At 54.0% G+C, this 13,402-nt stretch carries 11 protein-coding genes and 4 pseudogenes; 11 read left to right on the top strand and 4 right to left on the bottom strand.

Annotation, left to right across the window (positions count from 1 at the left end; genetic code table 11):
• The 10 genes and pseudogenes from Q9J80_RS03160 to Q9J80_RS03205 all read left to right on the top strand — a co-directional run.
• Nucleotides 1–135, top strand: a pseudogene (locus tag Q9J80_RS03160) (MafI family immunity protein); the annotation flags it as partial.
• Nucleotides 136–162: 27 nt separating this feature from the next.
• Nucleotides 163–579 carry a DUF6911 family protein gene (locus tag Q9J80_RS03165; RefSeq protein ID WP_304671416.1) on the top strand — a complete coding sequence of 139 codons (417 nt, stop codon included), beginning with the start codon at nucleotides 163–165 and terminating at the stop codon, nucleotides 577–579.
• 19 nt (nucleotides 580–598) lie between these two features.
• A pseudogene (locus Q9J80_RS03170) lies at nucleotides 599–801 on the top strand (hypothetical protein).
• A 26-nt stretch (nucleotides 802–827) separates the two neighbouring features.
• Complete coding sequence (locus Q9J80_RS03175) at nucleotides 828–1,790, top strand: beta-ketoacyl-ACP synthase III (protein ID WP_304671415.1); 963 nt, start codon at nucleotides 828–830, stop codon at nucleotides 1,788–1,790.
• A 46-nt stretch (nucleotides 1,791–1,836) separates the two neighbouring features.
• The gene (locus tag Q9J80_RS03180; protein WP_118811746.1) at nucleotides 1,837–2,208 is read left to right on the top strand and encodes a DUF1294 domain-containing protein; all 372 of its coding nucleotides are present in this window, start codon (nucleotides 1,837–1,839) and stop codon (nucleotides 2,206–2,208) included.
• A gap of 25 nt (nucleotides 2,209–2,233) precedes the next feature.
• Nucleotides 2,234–3,160, top strand: coding sequence for an ACP S-malonyltransferase (gene fabD, locus Q9J80_RS03185; RefSeq protein WP_301672756.1), 927 nt, complete (start codon nucleotides 2,234–2,236; stop codon nucleotides 3,158–3,160).
• Nucleotides 3,161–3,283: 123 nt separating this feature from the next.
• Complete coding sequence (gene msbA / locus Q9J80_RS03190) at nucleotides 3,284–5,149, top strand: lipid A export permease/ATP-binding protein MsbA (RefSeq protein WP_301672755.1); 1,866 nt, start codon at nucleotides 3,284–3,286, stop codon at nucleotides 5,147–5,149.
• Between the two features lie 99 nt (nucleotides 5,150–5,248).
• Complete coding sequence (gene guaA / locus Q9J80_RS03195) at nucleotides 5,249–6,814, top strand: glutamine-hydrolyzing GMP synthase (RefSeq protein ID WP_304671414.1); 1,566 nt, start codon at nucleotides 5,249–5,251, stop codon at nucleotides 6,812–6,814.
• A gap of 61 nt (nucleotides 6,815–6,875) precedes the next feature.
• Complete coding sequence (gene fabG, locus Q9J80_RS03200) at nucleotides 6,876–7,622, top strand: 3-oxoacyl-ACP reductase FabG (RefSeq protein ID WP_304671413.1); 747 nt, start codon at nucleotides 6,876–6,878, stop codon at nucleotides 7,620–7,622.
• Between the two features lie 64 nt (nucleotides 7,623–7,686).
• Complete coding sequence (locus tag Q9J80_RS03205; RefSeq protein WP_304671412.1) at nucleotides 7,687–8,172, top strand: YchJ family protein; 486 nt, start codon at nucleotides 7,687–7,689, stop codon at nucleotides 8,170–8,172.
• Between the two features lie 335 nt (nucleotides 8,173–8,507).
• On the opposite strand, the gene Q9J80_RS03210 is transcribed toward Q9J80_RS03205, so the two are convergent.
• On the bottom strand, nucleotides 8,508–9,302 hold the full coding sequence (locus Q9J80_RS03210; RefSeq protein WP_002236180.1) for an inositol monophosphatase family protein: 795 nt from the start codon (nucleotides 9,300–9,302) through the stop codon (nucleotides 8,508–8,510).
• A gap of 103 nt (nucleotides 9,303–9,405) precedes the next feature.
• Here Q9J80_RS03210 and Q9J80_RS03215 point away from each other — a divergent pair, with 103 nt between their 5' ends.
• A complete protein-coding gene (locus Q9J80_RS03215) occupies nucleotides 9,406–10,131 on the top strand; it encodes a 16S rRNA (uracil(1498)-N(3))-methyltransferase (RefSeq protein ID WP_304671411.1) in 726 nt (241 codons plus the stop codon).
• Between the two features lie 466 nt (nucleotides 10,132–10,597).
• On the opposite strand, the gene Q9J80_RS03220 is transcribed toward Q9J80_RS03215, so the two are convergent.
• The 3 genes and pseudogenes from Q9J80_RS03220 to Q9J80_RS03230 all read right to left on the bottom strand — a co-directional run bounded on the left by Q9J80_RS03220 (nucleotide 10,598) and on the right by Q9J80_RS03230 (nucleotide 13,399).
• Complete coding sequence (locus Q9J80_RS03220) at nucleotides 10,598–11,404, bottom strand: glycosyltransferase family 25 protein (protein WP_304674146.1); 807 nt, start codon at nucleotides 11,402–11,404, stop codon at nucleotides 10,598–10,600.
• A gap of 18 nt (nucleotides 11,405–11,422) precedes the next feature.
• A pseudogene (locus tag Q9J80_RS03225) lies at nucleotides 11,423–12,421 on the bottom strand (glycosyltransferase family 2 protein).
• A 58-nt stretch (nucleotides 12,422–12,479) separates the two neighbouring features.
• A pseudogene (locus Q9J80_RS03230) lies at nucleotides 12,480–13,399 on the bottom strand (glycosyltransferase family 8 protein).
• Nucleotides 13,400–13,402 lie beyond the last annotated feature (3 nt).

Raw genomic sequence — 13,402 nt, forward strand, 5'->3', positions numbered from 1 at the left:
CATTCGGAACGTTTTTTGGCTTTTGAAATCCTGTGTACTTATATCGAAGATTTCGATGTCCGGCTGACGGAACAAGAATCCCGGGAAATTTCTTTTATCAACAAGGAATTTGAGATAGAAAGCACGTCCGATTAACCAAATAAAGCCAATGGGTTGATAAACATGAAAACATCGACGGTTGTTTTTGGCGGATTTTTTATGGCAGACAACGGGGAGCGAATCCAAATCCCCGTTTTGGAAAATCCTGACATTAGGGAAATCAATCACTTTTTTTCCGTATCAAATTTTGAGAAAAAAGCCGGCGTCCTTGTTTTCAGAATTATTCCTGAACCCAAATTTGGCAATACCGAATTAACTGTCTATTTTGAAAAAGGATATTATTTGCCAATGATTCAAACAATTTTAGAAGACGGGGATATTGAAGTCAAAAACCTTAAAACGGAAAATTATAGTGGAAATACAATGGAAATTTGGGGAGACTTCTACCCTATTGAGCATACCTCTAAAAATGTTTCTACAATTCAAAAAATAATTTCTGAATTTATGATACAAAAACAAACACCGGCACCAATAATTTGATGGAAACCCAACAATCAAAATGCCGTCTGAAGCAGCTTGGGCTTTCAGACGGCATTTCCTTCACTTAAAACAGCATATCAGCAACCCCGCCCTGCCTGTCCACGGCAATCTGCATCTGAAAACCATCTGTATCCCAAACCACACCCACATCCCGATTTCCGTCATTTGCACCCTGCCCGTATTGGGCAATCATCGGTTTTCGCTTACAATAGCCGAATCTGAACCAACTCTCTAAAAAGGCCGTTCCCATGCAGTATACCAAAATTTCCGGCACGGGCAGCTATCTTCCTGCCAACCGCGTCAGCAATGACGACCTTGCCCAAAAAGTGGATACCTCGGACGAGTGGATTACCGCGCGCACGGGCATCAAATTCCGCCATATTGCAGCCGAAAACGAGAAAACCAGCGACCTTGCCGCCGAAGCGGCGCGCCGTGCGCTGGATACCGCAGGTTTGAACGGCAGTGAACTCGACCTGATTATCGTGGCAACGGCAACACCGGATATGCAGTTTCCGTCTACTGCGACCATCGTGCAACAAAAATTGGGCATCACCAACGGCTGCCCCGCCTTCGACGTTCAGGCAGTGTGTGCGGGCTTTATGTACGCGCTGACGACGGCAAACGCCTACATCAAAAGCGGCATGGCGAAAAACGCACTGGTCATCGGTGCGGAAACCTTCAGCCGCATTGTAGACTGGAACGACCGTACAACCTGTGTGTTGTTCGGCGACGGTGCGGGAGCGGTGGTTTTAAGCGCGGCGGACAAACCGGGCATCATCCACGGCAAGCTGAAGGCAGACGGCAACTACCTGAACCTGCTCAATGCGCCCGGACAAATCGCCGAAGGAAAAATCTGCGGATCTCCTTATATCACTATGGACGGACCGGGCGTATTTAAGTTTGCCGTCAAAATGCTGGCAAAAATCGCCGACGAAGTCATCAGCGAAGCCGGTTATACCGCCGAACAAATCGACTGGATTGTCCCCCATCAGGCAAACCGCCGCATCATCGAATCCACTGCGAAACATTTGGGGCTGAGTATGGACAAAGTCGTCCTGACCGTCCAAGACCACGGCAACACGTCCGCAGCCTCGATTCCGCTGGCTCTGGACGCAGGCATCCGCAACGGACAGATTAAACGCGGGCAAAACCTGCTGCTCGAAGGCATAGGCGGCGGCTTCGCGTGGGGCGCGGTATTGCTGCAATATTGAATACCATGCCGTCTGAAGCAGGTTTTCAGACGGCATTTCCCATATCATGAAGCGGCAGGCTTTCTTCAAACCGATTGCGTGTGCGGCATTTTTACCTGCCGTCTCGATGTTTTTCCCCATATTGGGTGCGTGTTACGCAATATTGTCCCTCTATGCGTTTGCACTTTACGGCATCGACAAACGGCGCGCCATACGGGGGCAACGCCGCATTCCCGAACACCGCCTGCTCCTGCCTGCCTTGTTCGGCGGTTGGACGGGCGCATACTTGGGCAGCAGGATATTCAGGCATAAAACGGCGAAAAAGCGTTTTGTTGTGCTGTTTCGTCTAACTGTTTCGGGCAATGTCCTGGCGACCTGCATCCTGATTGATTATTTCGTTCCGCCCGAACTTTTTGTAAAACTCGGGCAACATCTCTGATTATCCAACCAAATAAAGGAATACCATGTCTTTTGCATTCTTCTTTCCCGGACAAGGTTCTCAAAGCCTCGGCATGATGAACGGCTTTACAGGGCAGGCCGTCGTCAAAAACACATTTGACGAAGCATCCGCCATATTGGGTCAAGACTTGTGGGCGATGATTAACGGTAGCGATTCCGAAATCATCGGACAAACCGTCAATACCCAACCCATCATGCTCGCCGCCGGCGCTGCCGTTTACCGCGCCTATTTGGAAGCGGGCGGCAAAACGCCTGCCGCCGTTGCCGGACACAGCCTCGGCGAATATACCGCGCTTGTCGCCGCCGGCGCATTGGATTTTGCCGATGCGGTCAAACTCGTGCGCCTGCGCGCCGAACTGATGCAGTCTGCCGTACCGCAAGGCGTGGGCGCAATGGCGGCAATTTTGGGTTTGGAAGATGAACAGGTAAGGCAGATTTGCACCGAATCCGCACAGGATGAAGTGGTCGAAGCCGTCAACTTCAACTCGCCCGGACAAGTCGTGATTGCAGGCAATGCCGCCGCCGTCGAACGCGCCATGGCTGCTGCCAAAGAAACCGGTGCCAAACGCGCCCTGCCGCTGCCCGTGTCCGTACCTTCCCATTGCAGCCTCATGAAGCCTGCCGCCGAGAAACTTGCCGAAGCCCTGAAATCGGTTGTAATCAAGCAGCCGCAAATCCGCGTCATCCACAATGCCGACGTTGCCGCCTACGATGATGCCGACAAAATCAAAGACGCGCTCGTCCGCCAGCTTTACAGCCCCGTACGCTGGACGGAAACCGTCAACGCCCTTGTTTCAGACGGCATTGCCGAATCCGCCGAATGCGGCCCGGGCAAAGTGTTGGCGGGATTGGCAAAACGCATCAACAAGGCCGCCGCGTGCAGCGCGCTGACCGATGCCGGACAGGTTGCCGCCTTTATCGAAGCGCACTGACCACATTTCAAACGCAGGCTGCCCCGTCCGTACCGCAAACGGCGGCAGCCCCGTATTTACGCTATAATCCATCCCAACCAAACCACCGACAGCGGCTGCCATTGCAGTTCCCGCCCTACCGATATGATAGAAAAACTGACTTTCGGACTGTTTAAAAAAGAAGACGCGCGCAGCTTTATGCGCCTGATGGCATACGTCCGCCCCTACAAAATCCGCATCGTTGCCGCCCTGATTGCCATTTTCGGCGTTGCCGCCACCGAAAGCTACCTTGCCGCCTTCATCGCCCCCCTGATTAACCACGGCTTTTCCGCGCCCGCCGCGCCGCCCGAGCTGTCTGCCGCCGCCGGCATCATTTCCACCCTGCAAAACTGGCGCGAACAGTTTACCTATATGGTTTGGGGGACGGAAAACAAAATCTGGACCGTCCCGCTCTTTCTCATCATCCTCGTCATCATCCGGGGCATCTGCCGCTTTACCAGCACCTATCTGATGACTTGGGTCTCCGTGATGACCATCAGCAAAATCCGCAAAGATATGTTTGCCAAAATGCTGACCCTTTCCTCCCGCTACCATCAGGAAACGCCGTCCGGCACCGTACTGATGAATATGCTCAACCTGACCGAACAGTCGGTCAGCAACGCCAGCGACATCTTCACCGTCCTCACGCGCGACACGATGATCGTTACCGGCCTGACCATCGTCCTGCTTTACCTCAACTGGCAGCTCAGCCTCATCGTCGTCCTGATGTTCCCCCTGCTCTCCCTGCTCTCGCGCTACTACCGCGACCGTCTGAAACACGTCATTTCCGACTCGCAAAAAAGCATAGGCACGATGAACAACGTGATTGCCGAAACCCATCAGGGACACCGCGTCGTCAAGCTGTTCAACGGGCAGGCGCAGGCGGCAAACCGGTTCGACGCGGTCAACCGCACCATCGTCCGCCTCAGCAAAAAAATCACGCAGGCAACGGCGGCACATTCCCCGTTCAGCGAACTGATTGCCTCGATCGCCCTCGCCGTCGTCATCTTCATCGCCCTGTGGCAAAGCCAAAACGGCTACACCACCATCGGCGAATTTATGGCATTCATCGTCGCGATGCTGCAAATGTACGCACCCATCAAAAGCCTTGCCAACATCAGCATCCCGATGCAGACGATGTTCCTCGCCGCCGACGGCGTATGTGCATTTCTCGACACCCCGCCCGAACAGGACAAAGGCACACTCGCGCCGCAGCGTGTCGAAGGGCGCATCAGCTTCCGCAACGTCGATGTCGAATACCGTTCAGACGGCATCAAAGCCCTCGACAACTTCAACCTCGACATCAAACAAGGCGAACGCGTCGCCCTAGTCGGACGTTCCGGCAGCGGCAAATCCACCGTCGTCAACCTGCTGCCCCGCTTTGTCGAACCGTCTGCCGGCAACATCTGCATAGACGGTATCGACATCGCCGACATCAAACTCGACTGCCTGCGCGCCCAATTTGCCCTCGTTTCCCAAGACGTATTCCTGTTTGACGATACTCTTTTTGAAAACGTCCGATACAGCCGTCCCGACGCAGGCGAAGCCGAAGTCCTGTCCGCCCTCCAAGCAGCCAACCTGCAAAGCCTGATCGACGCATCCCCGCTCGGACTGCACCAGCCCATCGGATCGAACGGCAGCAACTTATCCGGCGGACAGCGGCAACGCGTCGCCATTGCCCGCGCCATTTTGAAAGACGCGCCGATATTATTATTGGACGAAGCCACCAGCGCACTGGACAACGAATCCGAACGCCTTGTCCAACAGGCACTCGAACGCCTGATGGAAAACCGCACCGGCATCATCGTCGCCCACCGCCTGACCACCATCGAAGGAGCCGACCGCATCATCGTGATGGACGACGGCAAAATCATCGAACAAGGCACACACGAACAACTGATGTCCCAAAACGGCTACTACACGATGTTACGCAATATCTCAAACAAAGATGCCGCCGTCCGGACGGCATAAACAAAATGCCGTCTGAAATGGTACAATCGCTCCGACCCCTTCAGACGGCATCATATCCGCCGACCCATCCGATTATCTTCAATCACCGCAAAACCCATTATGACCCAAGACAAAATCCTCATCCTCGACTTCGGTTCGCAAGTTACCCAGCTCATCGCCCGCCGCGTGCGCGAAGCCCACGTTTACTGCGAGCTGCATTCCTTCGATATGCCTTTGGACGAAATCAAAGCCTTCAACCCCAAAGGCATCATCCTTTCCGGCGGCCCCAATTCCGTTTACGAATCCGACTATCAGGCGGATACCGGTATTTTTGATTTGGGCATTCCGGTTTTGGGCATCTGCTACGGAATGCAGTTTATGGCGCACCACTTGGGCGGCGAAGTACAGCCCGGCAACCAGCGCGAATTCGGTTATGCGCAAGTCAAAACCATAGACAGCGAACTGACCCGCGATATTTACGACGACGCGCCCAATACATTGGACGTATGGATGAGCCACGGCGACAAAGTGTCCAAACTGCCCGACGGTTTCGCCGTCATCGGCGACACCCCGTCCTGCCCGATTGCCATGATGGAAAACGCCGAAAAACAATTCTACGGCATCCAGTTCCACCCCGAAGTGACCCACACCAAACAAGGCCGCGCCCTGTTGAACCGCTTTGTCTTGGACATCTGCGGCGCGCAACCGGGCTGGACGATGCCCAACTACATCGAAGAAGCCGTTGCCAAAATCCGCGAACAAGTCGGCAGCGACGAAGTGATTTTAGGTTTGTCAGGCGGCGTGGACTCTTCCGTAGCGGCCGCGCTGATTCATCGTGCCATCGGAGACCAACTGACCTGCGTGTTCGTCGATCACGGTTTGTTGCGCCTGAACGAAGGCAACATGGTGATGGACATGTTTGCCCGCAACTTGGGTGTGAAAGTGATACACGTCGATGCCGAAGGGCAGTTTATGGCGAAACTCGCCGGCGTTACCGACCCGGAGAAAAAACGCAAAATCATCGGCGCGGAATTTATCGAAGTATTTGATGCCGAAGAGAAAAAACTGACCAACGCCAAATGGCTGGCGCAAGGCACGATTTACCCCGACGTAATCGAATCCGCAGGCGCGAAAACCAAAAAAGCCCACGCCATCAAATCGCACCACAACGTCGGCGGCCTGCCTGAAAACATGAAGCTCAAGCTGCTTGAGCCGTTGCGCGACCTGTTCAAAGACGAAGTGCGCGAACTGGGCGTTGCCTTGGGTCTGCCGCGCGAAATGGTGTACCGCCATCCGTTCCCCGGCCCCGGTTTGGGCGTGCGCATCTTAGGCGAAGTGAAAAAAGAATACGCCGACCTATTACGTCAGGCAGACGATATTTTCATCCAAGAATTGCGCAACACCACCGACGAAAACGGCACGTCTTGGTACGACCTGACCAGCCAAGCCTTTGCCGTATTCCTGCCCGTCAAATCCGTCGGCGTGATGGGCGACGGACGCACTTACGACTACGTCGTCGCGCTGCGCGCCGTCATCACCAGCGACTTTATGACCGCGCATTGGGCGGAACTGCCGTATTCCTTGTTGGGCAAAGTGTCCAACCGCATCATCAACGAAGTCAAAGGCATCAACCGCGTGGTTTACGATGTGAGCGGCAAACCGCCTGCCACGATTGAATGGGAATAAACGGCCGACTGTGCTGTTCAATACGGCACAGTCCTTTGGTTATCGGAAAAAAGGAAAAAATATGAGTACACAAAATTTAAGCGGCAAAGTCGCATTGGTAACAGGCGCATCGCGCGGTATCGGCGCGGCGATTGCCGACACACTGGCGGCAGCCGGTGCCAAAGTCATCGGTACGGCGACTAGTGAGAGCGGTGCGGCGGCGATTAGCGAGCGGTTGGCGCAATGGGGCGGCGAAGGTCGCGTATTAAATTCCGCCGAACCCGAAACCGTCGAAAACCTGATTGCCGACATCGAAAAAGCATTCGGCAAACTGGATATTCTGGTCAACAACGCCGGCATCACCCGCGACAACCTCTTAATGCGCATGAAAGAAGAAGAGTGGGACGACATCATGCAGGTCAACCTAAAATCCGTCTTCCGCGCCTCCAAAGCCGTCTTGCGCGGTATGATGAAACAACGTTCCGGCCGCATCATCAACATCACATCCGTCGTCGGCGTAATGGGCAATGCCGGTCAAACCAACTATGCCGCGGCAAAAGCAGGCTTAATCGGCTTCTCCAAATCCATGGCGCGCGAAGTCGGCAGCCGTGGCATTACCGTCAACTGCGTCGCCCCGGGCTTTATCGACACCGACATGACCCGCGCCCTGCCCGAAGAAACCCGCAAAACCTTTGAAGCGCAAACTTCGTTGGGCAAATTCGGGGAGGCACAAGATATTGCCGATGCAGTCTTGTTCTTGGCTTCCGATCAGGCAAAATACATTACCGGTCAAACGCTGCACGTCAACGGCGGCATGTTGATGCCCTGACGGACAGACTTTTTAACCATGCCGTCTGAAACCTTTTCAGACGGCATTTGCATTCCCAAACAAAATGAACACACACCACCACCTGCCCTGCCCCTGCGGCTCAGGCACAAGCTATGCCGGCTGCTGCCGCCCATTGCACCTTCGCCGAATCCTGCCGCCCACCGCCGAAGCCCTCATGCGTTCGCGGTACAGCGCGTATGTGCTGCACCTTATCGACTACATCATCGCCACCACCGTTCCGGCGCAACAAACATTCCTCGATGCCGCCGAACTGATGCAGTGGAGCAGAGAAACCGAATGGCTGGGCTTGAACGTCATCTCGCACAAGATACTCGGCAAAGACCACGCCCAAGTCGAATTTAAAGCCTACTTCCAAGATGGGGAAAACCGAGCAGGGCATCACGAGCTGTCGGCATTCGTGAAAATAGCGGAGCAATGGTATTTCATCGATCCGACTGTTCCGCTGCCTACCATGAAACAGCCCTGCATTTGCGGTTCTGAAAAGAAATTCAAAGCCTGCTGCGGCAAATATCTGAAACCTGTCGCATAAAAATGCCGTCTGAACGTTCAGACGGCATTTTCAACGCGCAAAAAAAACCATTCATACCAAGGGTAAGTATGAATGGTCAATACATTGCGGGAAAACGTCTTACTTGCTGCACTGCCGAAAAGGGAGAAACGGCAGCGGTAATCAGCGGAAGGGATTTTACCCGTATAAATGTTAAGTAACGTTAATTTTGAAAATATAACCGATGTTCCGGCGCACAATCCAAAACCGCCCCCGCATTGCCCCTCACGGAAAACACAAACCCACGGGATGCCGGACGGCGCGTGAAGGCGGCAAATCCCGTTTATTCAAACCATTAGCCTGAAAACCCGTTGACCTTACTGGTTTTCCCGTATCCACCCGACCCAGCGTTCAAACAGCTTCGGTTCGAGCGCGGCGACGACCGAGCGTTTGAACACGTGTTCACCACTCCAAAACCCGTCGCCTTCCAAAGTCGTCAGCCTGCCGCCCGCCTCCTCGAAAATCAACGCACCCGCAGCATAGTCCCACAGCTTCTGCCCACCGTGAACATAAACATCATAACGCCCGCACGCCAGATAACACCAGTCCAGCGTGCTGCTGCCCATACTGCGTATCGTTCCAAAAGGCGCGAGCGTACTCATGCGGCTGGACAGTTTGCCCGAACGCAGATATTTGATTTCCACGCCCGCGATTGCCTCGTTCAACTTTTTGTCCACCAAACGCAAAGGCAGGCGCGTCCCGTTTAAAAACGCCCCCTGCCCGCGTTCGGCATAAAAACATTCGCCGCTGACCGGATTGTAGATTACGCCCAATTCGGCACGCCCGTTGCGGACAAACGCCACCGACACCGCAAAATGCGGCAGCCCGTTGACAAAATTGTTCGTCCCGTCTATCGGATCGACAATCCACAGCCCCTTTTCCCCCGAATATTGTTCCCACAAAGCCGACTGTTCCTGCCGCGACATTTCCTCGCCCAACATCGGGCAATCGATCAGAAGCGGCAACGCGGCAGCAAAAGCCGTCTGCGCGGCAATGTCCGCCTCGCTCAACATCGAACCGTCTTCCTTACGGCAAGACGGCGTATTCAAAAAACGCGGCATAATTTCGGTTTGCGCGATATGGCGCACGACTTTCTGCAAACGGTGTAACACTTCCTACTGTCCTCATATTTTGAACTTGCGGCGCGCGAACGTATAATGTCCGTTTCCATCACGCCGCTGCGACGGATTATAACCGTCCGAACCGCCAAAAACTATGCCCCGATTCTACCTGCCCGAAAACCTTTCCGTCGGACAAACCGTCAACCTGCCCGACAACATCGTCCGCCACCTCAACGTCCTGCGCATCCGCCCCAACGAAAACATCACCCTCTTCGACGGCAAAGGCAAGGCACATGCCGCACGGCTGACCGTTTTGGAAAAACGCCGCGCCGAGGCCGAAATCCTGCACGAAGACACGACCGACAACGAGTCCCCGCTCAACATCACACTCATCCAATCCATCTCCTCCGGCGATCGCATGGACTTTACCCTGCAAAAAAGCGTCGAACTCGGCGTAACCGCCATACAGCCCGTCATCAGCGAACGCTGCATCGTCCGCCTCGACGGAGAACGCGCCGCCAAACGCCTCGCACGCTGGCAGGAAATCGTCATCTCCGCGTGCGAACAAAGCGGCAGGAACACCGTTCCCCCCGTACTGCCCATCATCGGCTACCGTGAAGCACTCGACAAAATGCCGTCTGAAAGCACCAAGCTGATTATGAGCATCAACCGCGCCCGCAAACTCGGCGACATCCGCCACCCGTCCGGCGCAATCGTCTTTATGGTCGGCCCTGAAGGCGGCTGGACAGAACAGGAAGAACAACAGGCATTTGATGCCGGCTTCCAAGCCGTAACATTGGGCAAACGCATCCTGCGCACCGAAACCGCCGCCCTCGCCGCCCTCGCCGCCATGCAGACGCTTTGGGGCGATTTCGCATAAACAGAAATGCCGTCTGAAACCCGTTCAGACGGCATTTTGCAGCCGATTAAGATAGTAGGTTCAAATAACGTCATTCCCGCGCAGGCAGGAATCTAGAAACGAAAAACTACAGGGATTTATCCGAAACAACAAACCCTCTCCGCCGTCATTCCCGCAAAAGCGGGAATCTAGAAATTTAACATTGCGGTGATTTATCGGAAATGACTGAAACTCAACGAACCGGATTCCCACTTTCGTGGGAATGACGAAGTGGAAGTTACCCGAAACTTAAAACAAGCAAAACCGAACGGACTGGATTCCCGCCTGCGCGGGAATGACGAAATTTTAGATTTCTGTTTTTGGTTTTCTGTTTTCGTGGGAATAACGAATTAGGACTTACCCGAAAACAAGTGAAACCGAACAAACCGGATTCCCCAACATAAATTTAGGGACAGCGCACACCCGCCAAATAAGGAAAGGCCAAAACCTATTCAAACGGGACGACGTGCCGCCCAAGGTGTTTTTCCAATTTTTTCTGACGTTTCCGTTCCCTCGCCCTTTCGATTTCCCTGCCGATTTTTCCCAAAGCGCGTTTCAACAAAACCTTCGGGGAGCGGCGGTTGCGGTACGATTCCTGCCTGCCGTTTTTCAGTTGGCTGGGCAGGGTTTCGCTTTGGATGCACAAGGCGGGGGTCAGTTGGCAAACCGTCATCCCCCCTTTGTCGAGAAAACTGCTGAACAGCATCCAATCCACCGCCTTCAGGCGTTCAGACGGCAAAACGGCAAACCTGTCCAAGAAGAAACGCATTGCCTTTCGGGAAATGATATAGCCCGCCATACCAAAATGTTCGCTTTCCAACAGCGGGAAGGCGCGCCCGCAGTAGTCCGCCACGCCGGAGGGCGAGGTCAGGACGTGCATAAACATCGTTTCCAAACGGACAATAAAGGCAGAATCCTTATCAAAACGCTCTTCCAACCAGGTATCTTCGGCAAGGAACTTTTCTGCGTCTTTGCCAAGCAGGACATCATCCTCAAATACGGCAACATAGGGCAGACCTTCGTCCAACGCCTGCTTCCACAATACGGCGTGGCTCATAAAGCAGGCTTTTTCCACTCCGCTCAAATAGGGGTGCGCCGACAAGCCGGGGACGAGTTCCGCCATCGCCTGTTCCAGCCTTTCAGACGGCATCAGTGCGTCGAAAAACTGAAACGGGATGCCGTGCCTGCCGAAGGTATCGGCAATGTGCGCCCTGCGTTCTGCGGCGGAACTTAGGCTGATAACGTGGTTTTGCATGATTTTCCCTGTTCGGTTTCAATAGCCCCGGTATTTCCAAGGGCGTAACATTTTTTTCAGGATTTTCCTATATTGCGGTGCGGCAAACAGCTTCCTCATCACGCGGTCTGTCAAAAAATCCAGTAAATCAATCAAAGAATACTTTTCCAACGACAAGAAATATTCGTACAGGAACAGGCGGAGGCATCCGATATCCTGTCCGGACAAGGCTTTTTCGTGCAACGCATATGCCGTTGATTTCAAAAGCCCGTAATTCAGGCAGTCCGCCCCGACGGCTATGCCTGCCGCCTTCCAATACCCCGCCCTGATTTCTTACGCCGTCCTGCGCTGTTGCAGGTTGTGTTTGGAAGAGGTCTGGTCTTGATGGAAGCGGTATTTGACCAAGGCTTCGGGATAATTCGCCAGCCTGCCCAGTTTGCCGGCTTCGTACCAAAACTTATAGTCTTCGGCGTGGATATAGGCGGGGTCGAACCGCAAACCGCCGTCAATGACGCTGCGCCGCATAATCATCGTGTTGTTGTGTATGGGGTTGCGGAAGGGAAAGGCAGACACGATTTCCTGATGGGTCAGGGGGTTTTTCCAAATTTCGCCGTTTCGGGCAATGGCGGCAAGCACGCTTTTATTGTTTTCTTCCGACAAAACTTCCAGCCACGCGCCCATTGCGATGATGCTGCGGTCTTTTTCCATCTCGCCCACGATTTTCTCAATCCAGCCGGGGGCGGCAATATCGTCGGCATCGGTGCGCGCAATATACCTGCCGCCCGATTTTGCCAGTTCGTCCAGCCCGATGTTTAAAGAGGCGATAAAGCCCAAATTGCGGGGATTGGAAATTATCCTGATCCTGCCGTCCTGTTCTTGGAAACGCCGAGCGATGGCAAGCGTGCCGTCCGTCGAGCCGTCATCGACGATTAAAATATCCAAGTTGCGCCAAGTCTGCCCCACTACGGCGGACAGCGATTGGGCGAAATATTTTTCTGCGTTGTAGGCGCAAATCAATACGCTGACTAAAGGTTGCAATCCGTTCCCCTTTCCGATACGTCCGATGCCGTCTGAAGGCTTCAGACGGCGTGCCCCGTCAATAAATCTTGCGTAAGAATCTGGCAGACAGCTTTCTGCGCCATCTTTGAAACATACGCTTCACGGGCGGGACGGCAAGTTTGCCGCGCCATTCTTCGGGAACGGTTGTCAGGCTGCCCGCCAACTCTGTGAAACGTTCCGCACCCCAAGCGGTACAGTCCCTGTGCCACGGCTTTGCCGGGCCGCAATAATGGCTGACGGCGACGGGCATCGCCGTATTGGTCCGGTCGCGGTAAAGCGGGTCGGTATGGCGGGACGCAAACCTGTTCGCCATAAAGGCATAATTGGTCGGCATAAAGTTGAAACGGCTGTTCGCATAACACACCCCGCCTTTAAACAGCCCGTTCAAAATGTCCTGATCTTGATATTGCATCACGTCCTTGTATTGTTCCACCCATTCGCAGGACATTTTGAAAATATCGTGCTGCCGCCACTTTTTCAGGTTGATCAGCAATACGCCGGCATTGAAATAATATTCGCCGTCCGCCATACCGATTTTTTGTTTGTAGCCTTCCTGCCTTTCGACAAACAAATCGATGCACGCGCCGACCCAGTTATCGCCCAAATCGGTATCCCATAAGGGCTTCAGGCTGTCCCTGACCAATACGTCCGTATCCAGATACAGGACTTTGTCGCAATCGGCAATGTATTCGCCCAATTTCAGGCGGGCATAAGTCGTAATGGAAATGTGCCTGATGTTTAAGGGGAAGCCGGCGAAATCTTCGGGGTTTACGTCTATAAAGCGGATATTACCCCCCCCCGCAAATTGGCGGCAACCGCCGCCCGGTTTGCCTCACTGATGCCGGCATCGAGAACGTAAAACCTGATTTCCGTATCGGGATGGGCCGCTTCCACGCTTTTTGCCGCAACGCAAAGGTAGGCGGCATAGTTGTCGTCTGCCGCAAATACGATGTCCATCTT

Source organism: Neisseria blantyrii, assembly GCF_962747855.1.
GTDB lineage: Bacteria > Pseudomonadota > Gammaproteobacteria > Burkholderiales > Neisseriaceae > Neisseria > Neisseria viridiae.

Coding starts and splice junctions, on each gene's coding strand:
- Q9J80_RS03165 (WP_304671416.1), top strand. CDS start 163: ATGAAAACATCGACGGTTGTTTTTGGCGGATTTTTTATGGCAGACAAC.
- Q9J80_RS03175 (WP_304671415.1), top strand. CDS start 828: ATGCAGTATACCAAAATTTCCGGCACGGGCAGCTATCTTCCTGCCAAC.
- Q9J80_RS03180 (WP_118811746.1), top strand. CDS start 1,837: ATGAAGCGGCAGGCTTTCTTCAAACCGATTGCGTGTGCGGCATTTTTA.
- fabD (WP_301672756.1), top strand. CDS start 2,234: ATGTCTTTTGCATTCTTCTTTCCCGGACAAGGTTCTCAAAGCCTCGGC.
- msbA (WP_301672755.1), top strand. CDS start 3,284: ATGATAGAAAAACTGACTTTCGGACTGTTTAAAAAAGAAGACGCGCGC.
- guaA (WP_304671414.1), top strand. CDS start 5,249: ATGACCCAAGACAAAATCCTCATCCTCGACTTCGGTTCGCAAGTTACC.
- fabG (WP_304671413.1), top strand. CDS start 6,876: ATGAGTACACAAAATTTAAGCGGCAAAGTCGCATTGGTAACAGGCGCA.
- Q9J80_RS03205 (WP_304671412.1), top strand. CDS start 7,687: ATGAACACACACCACCACCTGCCCTGCCCCTGCGGCTCAGGCACAAGC.
- Q9J80_RS03215 (WP_304671411.1), top strand. CDS start 9,406: ATGCCCCGATTCTACCTGCCCGAAAACCTTTCCGTCGGACAAACCGTC.
- Q9J80_RS03220 (WP_304674146.1), bottom strand. CDS start 11,404: ATGCAAAACCACGTTATCAGCCTAAGTTCCGCCGCAGAACGCAGGGCG.